Here is an 18,322-nt window from a genome sequence, read left to right as displayed (position 1 = left end):
GACCGCACCGACCACGCGGAGGGCGTCCGGAAGCGCCCCCGCGCCTCCGGGGCCCGCGGGATCAGCCGGACAGCTTGCGCATCAGCCGGACGCCCTGCGCCGCCGTGAGGTGCGGCAGGTACGCCTTGCCGATCGCCCTGGTGATGCCGGGCAGCGCGGCCGGGTCGGGGTAGGCCATGTACATCGGCCGGTACTCCGGCTGGAACTTCGCCTTGAACGCCAGCAGCGAGCGGAAGCCGTACACCGGCTCCATCACCTTGCCCATCCAGTCCAGCATCCGCTGCAACCCGGTGGGCTCCTCGTCCTGCCGGGCGCGGGCCAGCGGCGCCCCCGACAGCGAGAGGAAGCGGGCGCCCTCGCCCTTGAAGCCGAGCGCGGCCGAGGCGATCAGGAACTCGTTCACGCCGCGGAAGCCGTCCGAGCGCCGGCGCATGAAGTCCAGCGTCCAGCCGACCGGCTCGCCGTCCTCGTACACCGGCATCCAGCTGGTCAGCCCGTGCACCACCCGGTCCTGGTCCACCGCGACCAGCACCCGCACCGCCGGGTCGTCCAGCTCCTCCAGCCCGCCGAGGGTGAAGCCCATCTCGGGCAGGCCCTTCTCGGAGACCCACTCCTCGGAGATCGCCCGGATCTGCTCGCGCAGCGCGAGCGGCGCCTCGTGGTACGCCCACCACTCGGCGGTGATGCCCTGCTTTCCGGCCTTGTTCAGGGCGGTGCGGATGTCCTGCCACTTGCGGCCGGTGAAGGCCAGCTCGGGCAGCGGCACCACGGTGTCCTCGGCGACCTGCACCGAGCGCCAGCCCAGCTGGGCGGTCGCCGCCCGGGTGTCGGCGCAGACGCTGTAGAAGCACGGCGTCCAGCCCCGGGCGTCGCAGTACCGGGCGAAGCCGGCCACCGCCCGGGCCCGGTCCTCCGGGGCGCCGAACGGGTCGCCGGTGGTCAGCGCGACGGTGCCGACCACCCGGTAGGCGACGGCCGCGCGGCCCCCCTCGTCGAACCAGTAGTGGTTGCCGTCCCAGGTGGTGATGAAGGACAGCGTCCCGCCGCCGTGCTCGGCCAGCAGCGCCCGGGCCCGGGCGACCGCGGCCGGGTCGGTGCGCAGCACCGGCCGCCGGAACGCCGTCAGCAGCGCGACCAGCGCGACCGCCCAGAACGCCAGCCCGCAGTACGTCTCCAGGAACAGCGCCACCGGGCCGACCGCTATCGGGTAGTCCGGCAGCAGGTCGTTGTACGCGGGCGGCAGGAACTGGGCCGGCAGCCCGTTCACCAGCCCGCGCAGGCCCGCGCCCGGCTCGAACTGCCCGGCCACCACCCGCCCGAGGCCCACGTACGCCGCCGAGGCCACCAGCGCGGCCCCGCCGACCACCGCGGCCAGTCGGCGCACCGCCCGGCCGGACAACCGCAGCCGGAACCGCTGCCGGGTGGCCAGCAGCAGCGCGGTGGTCAGCAGCGGCAGCAGCATCGCCTCGACGAAGTACTGCACGACGTCCCCGCTGACCGGCCCGGCCTCGAAGTACAGCCAGGCCAGCAGCACGGCCCAGAGGAGCTCGGTGGCGACGCTGATCCGCCAGGCGAACCGCAGGCCCCGGCGCAGCCCCTCGGCGAGCACCAGCAGCAGCGCCGGGAACAGCGCGGCCATCAGCCGGCCGGGGGTGTCGAATATCCGCTCGACGGCGTGCGCCCGGGCGCAGTCGTGCGCCGAGACGGCGCAGAAGTCGGCCACCTCCTCCGGGCTGAGCCGGTGCGAGAAGTACAGCTCGGAGAAGGTGTTGAACGGCCCGCTGGCGTTGTCGTACAGCGAGGCGATCAGCGGCCCGCAGGCGGCGGCGACCAGGCAGAGCGCGACCAGCACCCGGGTCTCGGTGTGCGAGGAGCGGTGGCTGCGCAGGTACGGCCGCCCGCGGCTGAGCAGCGCGCCCAGGCCGAGGCCGACCAGCGCGGCGGCGCACCGCTGGACGCTCTGCAGGTGGCCGACGTACAGCGTCATGACCAGCGGGACGAGCAGCACCAGCAGGTGCAGCCGGCGGCGCCAGAGCACGGTGAGCCGGTAGCCGAGCACGCCGGCCAGGGCGAACAGCCCGATGGCGGGCCCGACCGCGGTCTGGTCGGCCACCGAGGCGGTCCACTGCTCCCCGGCCGAGGAGCCGATGGCCACCAGCGCGGTGCCCAGCAGGGTGCCGGCCAGCTGCCCGCCGGCCAGCACCGCGAGGGTGCGCAGTCGGCCGAGCCGGCGCTCGGCGCCCGGGCCGACCAGGAGCAGCAGCAGGCTGGTGAAGACGTACGAACCGATGCCCGAGCACCAGAACAGCGAGGTGACCGGCGTCCACCAGCGGCCCTCGCCGAGGGTGCCCAGGCCGACGCCGACGCGGGCGAGCAGCCGGGCGGACGGCCCGCCGGACAGGCTCCCGGTGGCCGCGCCGAGCGTCCAGAGCCCGGCCAGCATCGCCAGGGTCAGCGGCGCCGAGCGCAGCCGGTCGCGGAGCGCCCGGGCGGCCCGGCGGATCCGCTGGGGGCCGGGTTCCGGCGTCCGGGTGACCGGGGCGAGGTCGCCGCCCGGCCCGGCCTCGGCGGCCGGCGGTGGTGCGGTCGGGGCCGCGAGCAGTCGGGTCACCGGATCAGGCCCATCTGCTGGGAGAGCCAGGGCAGGTTCTGCTCCAGGGCCTGCCGGAACACCACCCAGCTGTGCCAGCCGGGGATGGTCTGGAAGCCGACCTTCATCCCGGCCTCCTGGGCGGCGGCGTGGATCTTCTCCTGGCCCGGCCGGAACCACGGGTCGTCGGCGCCGACCACGATCATGCCGGCGGTGTCGGGGAACTTCTTGCGGGCCATCACGTGCACCGGGTCGACGGCGGCGAAGGCCGCCTCGTCGCCCCCGAAGGCCTTGGCGACGGTCTCCTGGTGGCTGCCCAAGGTCGGCTCCTCCTGTCCGGAGATGTCCAGGAAGGTCCCGTACACCTCGGGCGCGTTGACGGCCAGCTGCAGCGCGCACGTCCCGCCGAGCGAGAGCCCGCCGATGGCGAGGGCACCGCGGCCGGTGGCGGTCTGCAGGTTGTGGTGGATCCAGTCCGGGATGTCGTCGGCCAGGTAGGTCTGCGACTTGGCGATCTGGGAGTCCATGCAGAGCGGGTTGGCGAAGTTGCCGCCGGTCTGGTCGGCGACCAGCACGATCGGCGCGAGGCCCTGGTGCCGGGCGGCGAAGGCGTCCAGGGTCTCCCGGACCGCGCCGGAGTTCACCCAGTCCTCGGGCGCGCCGGGCTGGCCGGGCAGCAGCACCACGACGGGCAGCAGCGGCCGGGGGTTGGCCCGGTAGGCGGGCGGCAGGTAGACGTACCCGGGGCGCGGCGAGAAGCCGGACTTGGTACCGGGGACGGTCACGGTGGACAGGGTGCCCTTGGCCGGCAGGCCGGGCGGCGCGTGCCAGACCTCGGCGAGCGGGCGGTCGGGCGTGCCCTGGACGGTGGCGGCCGCCCGTCCGGTGGTCAGTTCGTCGGTCTGCGGCGCCAGCATGGCCCGGGCCGTCGGGTACTGGTCGAAGCCCCGGTTGACCTGCGAGGCGGCCATCAGCACCACCAGGACCAGGCCGCCGACCGCGAACAGCCGGCGGCGGACGGTCAGCAGCGGGGCGCGGAAGCAGAGCAGGGCGATGGCGAACAGCGCGACGCCGATCCAGCGCAGCACGAAGTCCGGGGTGCCCTCCGGGAAGGGGCGCCACCAGTCGTCGACGGCGATCTTCACCAGGACGGTCAGCACCCCGCCGAGCAGCAGGGCGCCGAGCATGCGCGGGGCGCGCCAGCGCTCGTGCCGGGAGAACGCCAGCAGGGCCAGCGCCCCCCAGCCCGCGGCGAGCACGGCGTACGGGATCGGGCCGTGGGTGAGCGGCCAGTCGATCGGGTTCCAGCGGGTGGCGAGGGTGAGCGTGGTCATGCGGCTTTGCCCGGCGGTGTGGTGTCGGCCAGGAATCCGTAGGCGACGACGTTTCCCTCGTAGCCCTGTTCCTCGCTGTACGCGCCGCCGCAGGTGATGACCCGCAGCTGTGCGTCGGCGGCCTGGCGGTAGACCCGGTCGTCCGGGAAGTCCTTTCGGTCGTGCACTTCGATGGCGTACAGCTGGTAGACGGCGGTGGCGCCGTCGGCGCGGGCGATCTCGATCCGGTCGCCGCGGTGGAGCGCCCCCAGGTGGTAGAAGACGGCCGGCCCGGCCTGGTTGTCGACGTGCCCCGCCAGGATGGCGGTGCCGCGCTGGCCCGGGGTGGCGCCGCCGCGGTACCAGCCCGCGAGGTTGCGGTCGGTCGCGGGCGGGGCCTGGAGGTGGCCGTCCGGGTCCAGGCCCAGCTCGGTGACCGGGGCGTCCAGGCGGACGGCCGGGATGCGGATCCGGGTCGGGGCGGACGGGCCGAGCGGGGGGACGACGGAGACCGGGGCGAAGCCGGACAGCGCCTGGCCGGTCGGCGCGGGCGGCAGCACGGGCGAGCCGCCGTCGTGCAGCAGCCAGGCGCCGAGCACCAGCGCGGCGCCGGCCGCGAGGGTGCCCGGCCAGGGGCTCCTGCTCTGCTGGTCGGCCACGGGTACTCCCTCCTGCCGGCCCGGATCCCATTCCTGAGAGTTTCCTGGGAACTCATTCAATCGGATCGGACCCTATGGCACGTCCCCACGACGGTCGTATCCGCACCCGCCGATCGGCAGGGATCGCGGCCCCGATCCTGCGCCGGGTGCCCGTGTCACCACGGACCGTGATTCCACTGTCGCGCGGGCGGCCGCGGCCCTACCACCCGTCGAACAGCATCGACGTTCCGGCCCGCCGGTTCGGTTGCGTCAATCGGGCGATCGATCCCGACCGTCCGCTGCGCCTCTCCGACCGTTCCGGACCGCATGCCATGCTGACCCGGTCACGGGCTCCCTCCTCCTCCGGTCGGCCCGGACATCCCCCTCCGGTCGGACCGGACTTCCGCACGCCGCGCGCACCCGGCACCCGAGCCGGCCGCCTGCCGATCGCCTCACGAACGGAGTGACCATGGACGCGCTCTCCCGCCGAACCCTGCTGGCCGCCGGAGCGGCCACCGCCGCGACCCTGGCGGCCGGCTGCGGCACCGACCGGGCCGACGGCGGGGAACACGCGGCCGGCGGGCAGAGCGCCACCCCGGCCGGCCCGCCGGGCGGGCAGAGCGCCACCCCGGCCCCGGTCCCGCAGAAGCCGCAGGCCGTACTGATCGGCGACGGCTCCACCTCGGACACCGGCGCCCAGCCCCACCAGCCCGTCACCGAGCGGCTCCAACCCGGCCAGCGGCCCCCGCAGTTCGTGGTCTTCTCCTGGGACGGCGCCGGCGAACTCGACAACGGCCTGTTCGCCCGCTTCCGCCGGCTGGCCCAGGAGCACAACGCCTCGATGACCTTCTTCCTCAGCGGCCTGTACCTGCTGCCGGAGTCCAAGAAGGACCTCTACCGCCCCCCGCAGCACAAGGTCGGCGCCTCCGAGATCGGCTACCTGAGCGACCAGCACATCCACGACACCCTGGAGAACGTGCACGCCGCCTGGCTGGAGGGCCACGAGATCGGCACCCACTTCAACGGCCACTTCTGCGGCTCCACCGGGGTCAGCGCGTGGTCCCCGGAGGAGTGGGACAGCGAGATCCAGCAGGCGATGGACTTCGTGACGAAGTGGCGCACCAACACCGGCTTCACCGACCTGCCCGCCCTGCCCTTCGACTACCGCAAGGAGCTGATCGGCAGCCGCACCCCCTGCCTGGAGGGCCAGCGCAACCTGCTGCCCACCGCCGTCAAGCGCGGCTGGCGCTACGACAGCAGCGGCAACGGCACCCAGGTGTGGCCGCAGAAGATCCAGGGCGGCGCGCTGTGGGACCTCCCGCTGCAGGCCATCCCGTTCCCCGGGCACACCTTCCAGGTGCTGTCGATGGACTACAACATCATGTTCAACCAGTGCGGCTCCAACACCAAGGCCGATCCGGCGCTCTACCCGGGCTTCCAGGCCCAGGCCCGGGACTCCTACCTGATGGGCTTCGACCGCACCTACAACAGCAACCGGGCGCCGTACATCATCGGCAACCACTTCGAGGAGTGGAACGGCGGCATCTACATGAACGCCGTCGAGGACGTGCTCAAGTCGATCGCGGGCAAGCCGGAGGTCCGGCTGGTCTCCTTCCGCCAACTGGTGGACTGGCTGGACGCCCAGGACCCGGCGGTGCTGCGCAAGCTGCAGGGCCTCGGCCCGGGCCAGTCCCCGGCCGGCGGCTGGGAGAGCTTCCTCGGCACCCCGGCGGCGCCACCGGTCCCCTCCCCCGCCGCCACCGCCACGGCCGGCTGAGCTTCAGTCCCTGGTACGGATCCGGCCGGACAGCAGCGCCCCCAGCGCCGCCACCGCGGCCATCACCAGCAGGATCACCGCGAAGGCGCCGGGCGAGCCGTCGGCCCCGGCGCCCTCGTGGGCGGCGGCCAACGAGCCGCCGCCCAGCGCCGCGAACAGCACCCCCGCCAGGCCGGTCAGCAGCACGTTGCCCAGCGCGTCGCTCATCTGCAGCGCGGCCGAGTTGGCCCCGGCGTCCTCCGGCGCGGAGAGCTTCATCATCAGCACGCTGACGCTCGCGACCGTCAGCCCCATTCCGATGCCGCCGACGCCCCAGGCCACCGACGCCGTCCAGGCCGGCACCGCCGGGACCAGCACCAGCGCGGCGCCCGCGATCGCCACCGCGGTCAGCACGAAGCCGCCCCGGATCATCGCCCCGCGGTAGCGCTCGGCCCCGGGCCGGCCCTGCAGCCAGGAGCCCAGCGCCCAGGTGAGCCCGCCGCTGGTCAGGGTGAGCCCGGAGAGGGTCGGCGAAAGGTCCCGCTGGGTGGTCATCATCAGCGGGACGAAGGCCTCCGCGCCGAGGAACGCCCCGGCCGCCAGCCCGCGCAGCAGGATCACCGTCGGCAGTCCGCGCCCGGCCCGCAGGGTCCGCTTCGGCAGCAGCCCCAGCACGGCCGGCACCAGCAGCGCCGCCCCGGCGATCCCGGGGAGCAGCCCGACCAGGTCGCGCCGCTGGCCGGCGTACTGCAGCAGGCCGGCCCCGACCGCCGCCATGGCCGCCAGCAGGGTGCGGCGGCGGTCGAACTCGGCGCCCCTGGGCACCGGGTGCTCCCGCTCGGAGCGGGCCAGCGCCGGCCCCATCACCGCCAGCGGCAGCAGGATCAGCACCGGCACCGCGAGGAAGACCCAGCGCCAGCCGAGGTGCTGGGTGACCGCCCCGGACACCAGCGGTCCGACGATGGAGGGCAGCACCCAGGCCGAGGAGAAGGCGGCGAACACGGCCGGCCGCAGCCGCTCCGGGTAGGCCCGGCCGACCACCACGTACAGCGCGACGATCACCAGCCCGCCGCCCAGCCCCTGGATCGCCCGCCCGGCCACGAACACCCACATGCCGGGCGCCGTCCCGGCCACCACCAGGCCGACGCCGAACACCGCGATGCCGGTGAACAGCGGCTGCAGCGGGCCGCGCCGGTCGCACCACTGGCCGGAGACGACCAGGGCGAACAGCGTGGTGGTGAAGTAGCCGGAGAAGGCGAAGGCGTACAGCCCGAGGCCGTTCAGCTGCCGGGCCGCGGTCGGCATCGCGGTGTTGACGGCGGTCGCCTCGAAGGCGATCACCAGGACCACCGACACGATCCCGAGCGTCAGGGCGCGGTAGCGGCCGCTCATGACTCCCCCGCCGGGGTCGGTTCCTGAGCCGGAGGGTATCGAGGGGGAGTCGACCGAGGTGGGGGAGGCAGTGGTCATACGTAACATCGTAAGAGCCGTCCGCCTCGGTGACTCCTGACCGCGGTCCCTGACCGGATCCGTCGTAGGCCCTAGGACCAGCTGCCCCCGGGTGTCAGTGCAGCACCTTGAGCCCCACCACGCCGGAGACGATCAGCAGCAGGCAGCCGATCCGGGCCATGGTCACCGCGTCCCCCAGGACGGCCATGCCGTAGAGCGCGGTGCCGACCGCGCCGATGCCGACCCAGACCGCGTAGCCGGTCCCGATCGGGATGGTGCGCATCGCGTACGCCAGCCCGCCCATGCTGAACAGCAGCGCGACGCCGAAGACGAGGCTGGGAACGGGGCGGGAGAAACCCTTGGACGATTCCAGGGCCACTGCCCAGACGGTCTCCAGGAGACCCGAGACGATCAGAACGAGCCAAGCCATGACGGCCGTACCTCCGCAGTCCACAGCGGTCGGATTACCGCTGAACTGCGTCGTCTTGTCGTCACCGGGTACGACGCTCTCGTCCGGGGTGGCGGGAAAACAGCCACCGCTTCCGACGGTAGCACACATTGCCGCACAGAATTTACAGAAGTTCGTTGACCCCGTTCCGGCGATCGGCCATTCTGAATTCACTGGCCGTGTGCCCGAGTGGCTCAGGGAACCGTCTGCAAAGCGGTGTACGCGGGTTCAATTCCCGCCACGGCCTCGGAAATGGGAATTGCCGGTCGACTCCGAGAAGTCGACCGGCAATTCGGCATTCCAGCATTCCGGCATTCCGCTTTCCGGCCGGTCCCGCTCAGGCGGTGACGGCGTCCTCCGGCCGGATCGGCAGCCGGCCGACCGGCAGGCCGGTGGCGGCCCGGACGGCGGCGGCGACGGCCGAGGGGGCGACCACCGCGGGCACCGCGCTGACGGCCTTGGCGCCGAAGGTGGCGACCACGTCCCGCTCCTCCAGCAGCGCGGCGATCCGCACCTCCGGGGTGTCCAGCGAGGTCGGCAGCCGGTAGCCGGTGAGCGAGGGGTTGCCGAGCACCCCACCCTCCGTGCGCAGGTCCTCCAGCAGCGCCAGGCCCACGCCCTGGGCCACGCCCGCCTCGATCCGGTCCTCGATCTGGCGCGGGTTCAGCGCCCGGCCGACGTCCTGGGCGACGGTCATCTCGACCACCCGGACGGCCCCCAGCTCGATGTCCACGTCCACCACCGCGCGCATCGCGCAGAAGGAGATGGAGACGAAGGCGTCGCCCTGCCCGGACTCGTCCAGCGGCTCGGTCGGGTGCGGGCGGCACTGGGCGGTGGCCCAGAGCTCCTTGCCCTCCAGCGCCTCGGCGACCGGCATCCCGAGCACCCCGTCGTAGGAGGTGATCTTGCCGTCGGCGATCTGCAGCAGCTCCACCGACATCCCGAAGTTGGCCGCGATCGGCTGCAGCAGCTGGTGGCGGACCATCAGCGCGGCCCGCTCGACCGCCCCGCCGGAGACCCAGGTGTGCCGGCCCCGCGCGGACGGCCCGGCGATCGACTGGTCGCTGTCGGCCGGCGCGATGTAGACCTCGCTGACGCCCAGCACGCTCTGCACGATCTGCCGGGCCAGCGTGGCGAAGCCCTGCCCGGCGTCGACGGCCGCGCAGATCACCGTGGCGTGGTCGCCGCTGACCCGCACGGTGGCGGTGGAGACCTCGTCCTCGCCCTCGGCGCCCAGCATGTGCACCATGCCGACGGCGTAGCCGATGCCGCGGCGCACCGCCGCCGGGTCCCCGGCGCCGCCGGGCCCGCCGGGCAGCAGCCACTCGGCGTCCGGGTCGTCCACCGGCAGGGCCGGCAGCGGCTCGGCCGCCACCGCGTCCAGCAGCGCCTTCACCGGCGCGGGGCAGGTGACGGCCTGTCCGGTGGGCAGCGGGTCGCCGGTGGACATCGCGTTGCGGCGGCGGATCTCCACCGGGTCCACGCCCACCCGGGCGGCCAGCTGGTCCAGCTGGGACTCGTACGCGAAGCAGGCCTGCAGCGCGCCCTCGCCGCGCATCCGCCCGGCCGGCGGGTTGTTGGTGCGCACCGCCCAGGCGTCCACGAACACGTTGGGGCAGACGTACGGGCCGACCGAGAAGGCCGTCGCGGCGGCCAGCGCCTCGGCGGAGACGTCCGCGTAGGCGCCGCCGTCCAGCAGGATCTGCGCCTCCACCTTCACCAGGGTGCCCTCGGCGTCGGCGTGGTGGCGGTAGCGCAGCAGCGCGGGGTGGCGCGAGGTGTGGGTGTGGAAGGACTCCTCGCGGGTGAGGGTCATCTTCACCGGGCGGCCGGTGCGCAGCGCCAGCAGCGCCAGGGTGACCTGGAAGGAGATGTCCTCGCGGTCGGTGGTGGCGCCGGGCACGCCGGTGACGACCAGTCGGACCCGGTCGGGCTCCAGGCCCAGGCAGGCGGCGGTGCGGTCGCGGTCGCCGTGCGGGTCGGTGGAGGACAGGTGCAGCTCCACGCCGCCGTCCGGGCGCGGCACGGCCAGCCCGGCCTCGGCGCCGAGCGGGGCCGGGTCCTGCCGGCCGACCTGGTAGAGGCCCTCGACGACGATCTCGCCGACCGCGTCCGGGTCCCCGGTGCGCAGCGGCAGGTGGCGGAACAGGTTGCCGTCCGGGTGCAGCGCCGGCGCGGTGAAGGCCTGCTCGGGGTCGGTGACCGCCTCCAGCGGCTCGTAGTCGACCGCGATCAGACCGACCGCCAGCCGGGCGGTGTCCGGGTGGTCGGCGGCGACCGCGGCGATCGGCTCGCCGTGGTGGCGCACCACGCCGGCGGCCAGCACCGGGCGGTCGGCGACGATCGGGCCGGCCGGGGCGCCGTCCGGCAGGCCGTCCGGGCCGGGCGGCAGGTCGGCGGCGGTGACCACGGCGTGCACCCCGGGCAGGGCGAGCGCGGCCGAGGTGTCGATGCCGCGGATCCGGGCGTGCGGGTGCGGCGAGCGCAGCACCGCGCCCCACAGCAGCCCCTCGGCCCACAGGTCGGCCGCGTACGGGTAGATCCCGAGCGCCTTGGGCAGCGCGTCGCTGCGCAGCGGGGAGGTGCCCAGGCCGAAGGGCTCCGGTGCGGCGCCGCCCTCGCCGCCGTCCTGCTGGAGTGCTGCGCCGATGTCGGTAGGCGACGTCATGATGCGTGGTCGTCCTCGGGGAGCCGGATGCCGTGGGCGGGGGTGGCGCCGTACGGGACGCCGGTGGCCGGCATCCCGGCCTCGACCGGGGCGCCGTGCGGGTCCGCGTACGGGGTGCCGTGCGGGGGCGTGCCGTCGTGGACGGCGCCGGGCAGCGGGGTGCCGTGCGCGGGGGTGGGCTCGTAGACCGGGGCGTCGTAGCCGGTGTCGTAGCCGTGGTGCTGCTGGTGGCCGTCCGGGTAGCCCGCCGGCACGTAGGTGCCGTGCGCCGGGGTGGCCTGGTACGGCTGCTCGGGGTAGCCCTGCGGCGGGTAGTACACCTGGTCGCCGGTGGCCTGGGCGGGGATGCCGGGCTGCATCGCGGTCAGGGCGGAGGTGTCGTACACGCCGGTGTCGTAGCCGCCGTCGCCGTACGGCTGCTCGGCGGGGGCCGGAGCCGGGGCGGGGGCCCGGACGGGTTCGGCGGCGGCCTCGACGGGCGGCTGGGGGACGTGCTCGATCCAGGCCTCGTCGGAGTAGACCGGCGGCTCGACGGCCGCCTCCGGCTCGACGGCGGGCTGCTGCCCGGCCGGGGAGGCCTCGGCGGTCCGGGAAGCCCCGGTGGCCTCCTCGGCGGCGGCCGCGGCGGCCTCCTCCGCCTCCTCGGCCTCCAGCGCGCGGGCGTCCGCGACGGTCTGGACGGCGGCCAGCACGCCGCGGTAGCCGGTGCAGCGGCAGAGGTTGCCGCACAGCGCCTGCCGGGCCTCGACCTCGGTGGGCCGGTGGTTGCGCTGGAGCAGGTCGTGCACGGCCATCGCCATGCCGGGGGTGCAGTAGCCGCACTGCACGGCGCCGGAGGTGGCCAGCGCCTGCTGGACGTCGCTCGCGCCGCCGGCCGCGGACAGGCCCTCGACGGTGTTGATCTCGCTGTCGGCGGCCAGCGCGGCGGGCACCAGGCAGCCGGCCACCAGCTGGCCGTCGACCTGCACCGAGCAGGCGCCGCACTCGCCCTGCTCGCAGCCGTCCTTGGCGCCGGCCAGGCCGAGCCGCTCGCGCAGCACGTAGAGCAGGCTCTCGCCGATCCAGGCGTCGGTGACGGGCCGTTCGAAACCGTTGACCCGCAGCGTGTAGGAGGCGCACGGGCGCAGCTCCCGGCTGACCTGCGGGGTGGGGCCGAGCGGGTCGGCTTCGAGGGTCTCGATGGGGTCTGTGGTCACTTCAGCGCCCTTCCCAGTGCCCGTCGGGCCAGCACCGATACGGTACGCCGCAGCCGAACGGCGGCCGCGGTCGGCCCCTCGGTCACGGCCTCCCAGGCGCCCTCGGCGCCGTAGTTGTCGGGGACGCAGGCGGCGGCCACGTACTCGCCGAAGGCGGCGCCCGCGGCCGGGTCGATCTCCCGGCTGCCGTCCCAGTCGATGCAGCCGGCCACCCAGGCCTCGGCCTCCAGCGGGCGCAGCGGGACGGGGGCGACGGCCCCGACGGCGCAGCGCACGGCGCGCCGGGCCGGGTCGAGGACGAGCGCGACGGAGGCGGTGGCGCGGGCCGGGCCACTGCGGCCGGTGGCCTTGAGGAAGACCTGCGGCGCGTGCAGCAGCGGGACGCGCACCCAGGTGAGCAGTTCGCCGGGGCGCACCGGGTCGAGGCCGGTGAGCAGGTGACTGACCGGCACCTCGCGGCTGCCGCCGGCCCGGGCGAGGGTGACGCTGGCCTCCAGGGCGGCGAGCACCGGGAGGGTGTCGCCGGCCGGGGCGGCGGTGACGATGTTGCCGCCGAGGGTGCCGACGTTGCGGACCTGCGGCGGGCCGGCGGTGCGGGCGGCGTCGGCGAGGGCGGGGATGAGCGCGGCGAAGTCGGGGCGGTCCATCCGGGCGTGGGTGAGTCCGGCGCCGAGCACCGCGGTGCCGCCGTCCTCGTAGCGCCAGCCGCGCAGTTCGGTGATCCGGCCGAGGCCGATCAGGGCGGCGGGGCGCAGCCGTCCGGCGTTGACGGCTTCCATGAGGTCGGTGGCTCCGGCCACCGGTACCGCGGCCGGGGCGGCGGCCAGCGCGTCGACGGCCTCGTCGAGCGAGGCCGGCAGCATGATCGTCCGGTTCACCTGGGTCCCACCGTGCTCCACTTGCTCATCGATCGTCTGCCGCCCGCGGCCGTGGCCGCACTGTCCGCGTCAGCAGCCCGGCCTGGCCGTAGGGTACGGGCGATCGGGCCGGGTTGGGCAACTCTGGCACACAATGCTCGATGATCATTTCGGGACCGGTGAACGGGACTGCCCGTTTGGGACGGATACCGGGCGGTATCTGCCCCGACCCGAACAGGCCCGGGGCAGATGTTCATCTCTTCTTGACGTCAGATGACCGTCCATAAGTTCCCGACGGACACATCAGCACACCGGCGGCACCGCCTCAGCGCACCGGCGGCGGCCCCTCGATCGGCCGCCCCGCCACCCCGGGCCGGCGCTGCCAGGGGTGCGGCCCGTCGACCGGGCGGTACTCGACGCCCAGCGCGTCCAGCACCTCCAGGTGGGCGCGCAGCCGCCGCTCGAAGCCGGGGTAGTCCCGCTCGGCCGGCTGGGCGGGCAGTTCGGACCAGGCGACCTCGGCGAAGGCGACCAGCCGGGGGAAGGCCCGGTAGTCGATGTCCCGGGCGCTGTCCATGAACTCGGTCCACAGGTTGGCCTGGGTGCCGATGACGTGCCGGGCGGCGGCCTCGTCCAGCTGCTCCGGGACGGGCTCGAAGCGGTAGACGTCCTCCAGCGTGCGCACGAAGCCCACCGGGATCGGCTCGTCGGGCCCGTCCGCCTGCCGGTGGTCGAAGTAGACGTGCTGCTCGGGGCACATCACCACGTCGTGCCCGGCCTTGGCGGCCGCGATCCCGCCGCCGAAGCCCCGCCAGGACGAGACCGCCGCACGTGACCGCCCCCACGCCTCCGGGCGCTCGGTACCCGACGCCGACGCTCGCCCTCCTTGCCCGCCCTCGGGCAGGAGGGGCCCACCCTCCGGCGCTCCCTCCTCGGTCGGTCGCTTGTCGCTCGTCGCTTTCGGCGTCGGCGCGCCCTTCGGCGTGGTGGCGATGGCCAGCCCGCCCTCCAGGATCTCGTCCCAGCCGATCAGCCGGCGGCCGCGCTCGGCCAGCCAGCGGTCGAAGTGCCGGATGAGGTGGCTCTGCAGCTCGTCCTCGTTGGCCAGGCCGAGCTCGCGGATCCGGGCCTGGGCGGCGGCGCTGTCCTTCCACTGCTCCTTGGGGCACTCGTCGCCGCCGAGGTGGACGAACTCGGACGGGAACAGCTCCAGGACCTCCTCCAGCACCCCCTCGAAGAACCGCAGGGTCTCCTCGGAGGCGTTGAGCACGTTGTGGCTCACCCCCCAGTCCGTCCAGACGCCGAGCTCGGCGGTGTCCACCACGTCGGTGTTGCCCAGCTCGGGGTAGGCGGCGACGGCGGCCTGGGTGTGGCCGGGCAGGTCGACCTCCGGGACGACGGTGATCCCGCGCGCGGCCGCGTAGGCGACGATCTCGCGCAGGTCGTCCTGGGTGTAGTAGCCGCCGTGCGGCCGGTCGTCCCGGCGCTGCCCGGCCCGGTAGCCGACCATCGAGCGCTCCCGCCAGGCGCCGCGCGCGGTCAGCCGCGGGTAGCGCTTGATCTCGATCCGCCAGCCCTGGTCGTCGGTCAGGTGCAGGTGCAGCACGTTGAGCTTGTGCGCGGCCAGCAGGTCGACGAAGCGCAGCACGTCGGACTTGGGCAGGAAGTGCCGGGCGACGTCCAGCAGCGCGCCGCGCCAGCCGAACCGGGGCGCGTCGGCGATGTCCGCCCCGGGCAGCACCCAGGCCTCCCGGCGCAGCGGGGAGCGGCGGTACGCGTCGGGCCCCAGCAGCTGCCGCAGGGTCTGGGCCGCCCACAGCGCGCCGGCCGGGCCGCCCGCGGCGAGCAGGGCGTGGCCGGGGCGCACCGTGATCCGGTACGCCTCGGCGGCCAGGGTGTCGTCCAGGACCAGCTCGATGCCCGCGCCCGGGCGGCCCGGGGCGAGCGGCAGCCCGGTGGCGGCGGACAGCGTGCCGCGCAGCCAGCGCTCGGCGTCGGCCAGCCCGGGCGGCGCGGTCAGCGTGGTGGTGGCGTCGAGCGGGAAGTCCTCGTCCGGGCGCCGGACGGCACTCGAAGGTGCGGGAATGAGGTCCATTCCGACATCCTGCCCAGACCCGGAACGATTGGCATAGACCACCTCGGAAACGCGGTGCTATGCAAAACGGCGTTCCGAGGACGCCAGCGGACTACTTGTCGCCCTTGTCCCCGTCGCCGCCCTGCGGCTTGCCGATGCCGTCGTAGATCTCCTTGCACATCGGGCAGACCGGGTACTTCTTCGGGTCGCGACCGGGCACCCACACCTTGCCGCACAGCGCCACGACCGGGGACCCGGAGAGCGCGCTCTCCATGATCTTGTCCTTCTGGACGTAGTGCGCGAAGCGCTCGTGGTCGCCGTCCCCGTGGGACACCTGGGGGACGGGCTCGACCAGGGTGCCGGTGCCGAGGCCGCGCTCGGGCTCAAGAGTGCTCATAGGTGCCAAGTCTATGGGCGCCCCCGGAAACCGGGCCAGTGTCGCGCGGCGACCCCGGGTCCGCGGGCGGCGGCTCAGTTCATCGTCGGGTCGTCCGGGTAGGTCGCCAGCAGGGCCAGCGGGCCGCGCTGGCGGCGCAGCACCGAGCGCCACAGCCGTTCCGGCTCGGGGCTGGAGACGTCCCCGGGCTCGCACTCCACCAGGTACCAGGCGCCGCTCTCCAGCTCGGCCTCCAGCTGGCCCGGCGACCAGCCGGCGTACCCGGCGAAGATCCGCAGACTGCCCAGCTCCCCGGCCAGCACCTCGGGCGGCGCCTCCAGGTCCACCAGGCCGATCGCGCCGTGCACCCGCCGCCAGCCGAGCGGCTCGCCGATGCCCGGCTCCCCCGGCGCGACCGCCAGACCGAGCGCCGAGTCCAGCGCCACCGGCCCGCCCTGGAACACCACCGCGGGCTGCCCGACGAGTCTGCCCCAGCCGTCCAGCACACTGCCCACCTCGACCGGCGTGGGCCGGTTGAGCACCACGCCGAGCGCCCCCTCGACGTCGTGGTCGAGGAGCAGCACCACCGCCCGGGCGAAGTTCGGGTCGGTGAGCATGGGCGTCGCGACGAGCAGACGGCCGGTGTGGGACCGGCCTCCGTGCGATTGGGCCGCCGTCATGCCACACATGATCCCGCAGAACGGCACCGGTCGGACACCGCAACACCCGAAACCCCGCCACGCCGGAGGAACACCCGTACGGCCGTACCGGCGGGCGGGAGCGCGGCCGGAGAGAGCACCATCACGGGAGAGGCTCACGGGAACCATCGGCACGCCCACTACCATCTACGGATGGTGGACGCCCCTCTACGGTGCCGACTCGGATTCTCCGGGGGCCCGAACGCGCCCGTACGCCCGTACCACCGGTCCACCTGCGGCTCCGTACCGGAGCCGTTCCCATTCCTCTGGCACCCCGGATTGCGAGAACGATGACCGACGACGTCCTGCTGGTCCACGGCGGAAACCCGCTCGAAGGCGAGATCCGTGTCCGCGGAGCGAAGAACCTGGTCCCCAAGGCCATGGTCGCCGCCCTCCTCGGCCAGGGCCCCAGCAGACTGCGCAACGTCCCGGACATCCGCGACGTCAAGGTGGTCCGCGGCCTGCTGCAGCTGCACGGCGTGACCGTGCGCACCGGCGACGAGGACGGCGAGCTGATCCTCGACCCCTCGCACGTCGAGAGCGCCAACGTCGCCGACATCGACGCCCACGCCGGCTCCTCGCGGATCCCGATCCTGTTCTGCGGCCCGCTGCTGCACCGCCTCGGCCACGCCTTCATCCCGGGCCTGGGCGGCTGCGACATCGGCGGCCGCCCGGTCGACTTCCACTTCGAGGTGCTGCGCCAGTTCGGCGCCACCATCGAGAAGCACCCGCAGGGCACCTACCTGGTCGCCCCGCAGCGGCTGCGCGGCACCAAGATCGAGCTGCCCTACCCCTCGGTCGGCGCGACCGAGCAGGTGCTGCTCACCGCCGTCCTCGCCGAGGGCGTCACCGAGCTGCGCAACGCGGCCATCGAGCCGGAGATCGTCGACCTGATCTGCGTGCTGCAGAAGATGGGCGCGATCATCACCCTGGGCACCGACCGCACCATCCTGATCACCGGTGTGGACGAGCTGAACGGCTACACCCACCGCGCCCTGCCGGACCGCCTGGAGGCCGCCTCCTGGGCCTGCGCGGCGCTCGCCACCAAGGGCGACATCTACGTCCGCGGCGCCCGCCAGCTGGAGATGATGACCTTCCTCAACACCTTCCGGAAGGTCGGTGGCACCTTCGAGGTGGAGGACGAGGGCATCCGCTTCTGGCACCCGGGCGGCGAGCTCAAGGCGATCGCCCTGGAGACGGACGTCCACCCGGGCTTCCAGACCGACTGGCAGCAGCCGCTGGTGGTCGCGCTGACCCAGGCCACCGGGCTGTCCATCGTGCACGAGACGGTGTACGAGTCGCGGCTGGGCTTCACCGGCGCGCTCAACCAGATGGGTGCGCACATCCAGCTCTACCGCGAGTGCCTGGGCGGGACCCCGTGCCGCTTCGGGGCGCGCAACTTCCTGCACTCCGCGGTCGTCTCCGGCCCGTCCAAGCTGATGGGCGCCGAGCTGGTCATCCCGGACCTGCGCGGCGGCTTCTCGTACCTGATCGCGGCGCTGGCGGCCGAGGGCACCTCGACCGTGCACGGCATCGACCTGATCAACCGCGGCTACGAGAACTTCATGGAGAAGCTGCGGGACCTCGGCGCCCACGTCGAGCTGCCCAGCGAGCAGCTGGTCGACGCGTAACGACCGCGCACACGGCGAGAGGCCGGGCTCCCCGCGGGGAGCCCGGCCTCTCGGGCGTTCAAGGGGTGACTCAGGCGCCCTTGGCGGCTTCCTTCAGCTTGGAGCCGGCGCTCACCTTGGCGCTGTAGCCGGCCGCGATCTGGATCGGCTCGCCGGTCTGCGGGTTGCGGGCGGTGCGGGCAGCGCGGTGGGTGCGCTCGAAGGTCAGGAAACCGGGGATGGTGACCTTCTCGTCGCCCTTGGCGACGACCTCGCCGACGATCTCGGCGAAGGCGGCCAGAACGGCGTCGGCGTCCTTGCGGGTCACCTCGGCGCGCTCGGACAGCGCGGCCACCAGCTCACTGCGGTTCATGTGTACTCCTGTGGTCTGTTCGCTTGCGGTGTGCGGGGGCCCATCGGTGCTCCCACCGGGGGGCACCCGGATGGGCCGCAGGTCCGCACACTGTGCTCATGCAAGGCAATGCGTGGTCGCAGGCCGGGTCCGTACCCGATGCCGCGCGCCGGAGCCGTCGAAGAGGCCCGCCGCCTGCCTGGGAACGAATCCTGCCCCGACCGGCCCCGAGAAAGCCAATCGGGCCCCAGTCGAGCCACCCGAATATCGCCCGCCCGTTGGAGGTGTGACGCTCCG

At 74.1% G+C, this 18,322-nt stretch carries 13 protein-coding genes, 1 tRNA gene, 1 pseudogene and 1 riboswitch; of the genes and pseudogenes, 3 read left to right on the top strand and 12 right to left on the bottom strand.

What is annotated here, in order from left to right:
• Nucleotides 1–61: 61 nt before the first annotated feature.
• Genes ACZ47G_RS23690 through ACZ47G_RS23680 form a run of 3 tightly spaced genes read right to left on the bottom strand, consistent with a single transcriptional unit; the run spans nucleotide 62 to nucleotide 4,562 of the window.
• Nucleotides 62–2,611, bottom strand: coding sequence for a rhomboid family intramembrane serine protease (locus ACZ47G_RS23690; RefSeq protein WP_465745674.1), 2,550 nt, complete (start codon nucleotides 2,609–2,611; stop codon nucleotides 62–64).
• The gene (locus ACZ47G_RS23685; protein WP_465745672.1) at nucleotides 2,608–3,924 is read right to left on the bottom strand and encodes an alpha/beta hydrolase; all 1,317 of its coding nucleotides are present in this window, start codon (nucleotides 3,922–3,924) and stop codon (nucleotides 2,608–2,610) included. The genes ACZ47G_RS23690 and ACZ47G_RS23685 overlap by 4 nt, the downstream gene beginning before the upstream one ends.
• Nucleotides 3,921–4,562: a class F sortase gene (locus ACZ47G_RS23680; RefSeq protein WP_465745670.1), complete on the bottom strand. Its 642-nt coding sequence runs from the start codon at nucleotides 4,560–4,562 to the stop codon at nucleotides 3,921–3,923. The genes ACZ47G_RS23685 and ACZ47G_RS23680 overlap by 4 nt, the downstream gene beginning before the upstream one ends.
• A 448-nt stretch (nucleotides 4,563–5,010) precedes the next feature.
• Here ACZ47G_RS23680 and ACZ47G_RS23675 point away from each other — a divergent pair, with 448 nt between their 5' ends.
• Nucleotides 5,011–6,318 (top strand): hypothetical protein, encoded by a 1,308-nt coding sequence (locus tag ACZ47G_RS23675; protein ID WP_465745668.1) that lies wholly within the window; start codon nucleotides 5,011–5,013, stop codon nucleotides 6,316–6,318.
• Between the two features lie 3 nt (nucleotides 6,319–6,321).
• Here ACZ47G_RS23675 and ACZ47G_RS23670 read toward each other — a convergent pair whose 3' ends face one another.
• Nucleotides 6,322–7,767, bottom strand: coding sequence for an MFS transporter (locus ACZ47G_RS23670; RefSeq protein ID WP_465745666.1), 1,446 nt, complete (start codon nucleotides 7,765–7,767; stop codon nucleotides 6,322–6,324).
• Between the two features lie 94 nt (nucleotides 7,768–7,861).
• Nucleotides 7,862–8,176, bottom strand: coding sequence for a DMT family transporter (locus tag ACZ47G_RS23665; RefSeq protein ID WP_380453693.1), 315 nt, complete (start codon nucleotides 8,174–8,176; stop codon nucleotides 7,862–7,864).
• A gap of 44 nt (nucleotides 8,177–8,220) precedes the next feature.
• Nucleotides 8,221–8,286, bottom strand: a riboswitch (guanidine-III (ykkC-III) riboswitch).
• An 83-nt stretch (nucleotides 8,287–8,369) separates the two neighbouring features.
• On the opposite strand from ACZ47G_RS23665, the gene ACZ47G_RS23660 reads away from it, so the two are divergent.
• Nucleotides 8,370–8,441, top strand: a tRNA-Cys gene (locus tag ACZ47G_RS23660).
• Between the two features lie 90 nt (nucleotides 8,442–8,531).
• Here the strand turns inward: ACZ47G_RS23660 and ACZ47G_RS23655 are convergent.
• The 6 genes and pseudogenes from ACZ47G_RS23655 to ACZ47G_RS23630 all read right to left on the bottom strand — a co-directional run bounded on the left by ACZ47G_RS23655 (nucleotide 8,532) and on the right by ACZ47G_RS23630 (nucleotide 16,054).
• Nucleotides 8,532–10,862 (bottom strand): xanthine dehydrogenase family protein molybdopterin-binding subunit, encoded by a 2,331-nt coding sequence (locus ACZ47G_RS23655; RefSeq protein ID WP_380453691.1) that lies wholly within the window; start codon nucleotides 10,860–10,862, stop codon nucleotides 8,532–8,534.
• A 664-nt stretch (nucleotides 10,863–11,526) separates the two neighbouring features.
• A pseudogene (locus ACZ47G_RS23650) lies at nucleotides 11,527–11,983 on the bottom strand ((2Fe-2S)-binding protein); the annotation flags it as partial.
• A 71-nt stretch (nucleotides 11,984–12,054) separates the two neighbouring features.
• Nucleotides 12,055–12,921, bottom strand: a complete 867-nt coding sequence (locus tag ACZ47G_RS23645; RefSeq protein WP_380453752.1) for an FAD binding domain-containing protein — start codon at nucleotides 12,919–12,921, stop codon at nucleotides 12,055–12,057.
• 319 nt (nucleotides 12,922–13,240) lie between these two features.
• A complete protein-coding gene (locus tag ACZ47G_RS23640) occupies nucleotides 13,241–15,010 on the bottom strand; it encodes a beta-N-acetylhexosaminidase (protein WP_465745663.1) in 1,770 nt (589 codons plus the stop codon).
• A 91-nt stretch (nucleotides 15,011–15,101) separates the two neighbouring features.
• Nucleotides 15,102–15,386 (bottom strand): DUF3039 domain-containing protein, encoded by a 285-nt coding sequence (locus tag ACZ47G_RS23635; protein WP_465745661.1) that lies wholly within the window; start codon nucleotides 15,384–15,386, stop codon nucleotides 15,102–15,104.
• Nucleotides 15,387–15,460: 74 nt separating this feature from the next.
• On the bottom strand, nucleotides 15,461–16,054 hold the full coding sequence (locus ACZ47G_RS23630; RefSeq protein WP_465745659.1) for a YqgE/AlgH family protein: 594 nt from the start codon (nucleotides 16,052–16,054) through the stop codon (nucleotides 15,461–15,463).
• A 299-nt stretch (nucleotides 16,055–16,353) separates the two neighbouring features.
• Between ACZ47G_RS23630 and murA the strand changes: the two genes are divergently transcribed.
• On the top strand, nucleotides 16,354–17,694 hold the full coding sequence (gene murA, locus ACZ47G_RS23625; RefSeq protein WP_465745657.1) for a UDP-N-acetylglucosamine 1-carboxyvinyltransferase: 1,341 nt from the start codon (nucleotides 16,354–16,356) through the stop codon (nucleotides 17,692–17,694).
• Nucleotides 17,695–17,764: 70 nt separating this feature from the next.
• On the opposite strand, the gene ACZ47G_RS23620 is transcribed toward murA, so the two are convergent.
• A complete protein-coding gene (locus ACZ47G_RS23620) occupies nucleotides 17,765–18,046 on the bottom strand; it encodes an HU family DNA-binding protein (RefSeq protein WP_030059737.1) in 282 nt (93 codons plus the stop codon).
• Nucleotides 18,047–18,322 lie beyond the last annotated feature (276 nt).

It is taken from the genome of Kitasatospora sp. NPDC030952 (assembly GCF_055571335.1).
This window is presented reverse-complemented; position numbering and strand designations above follow the sequence as displayed.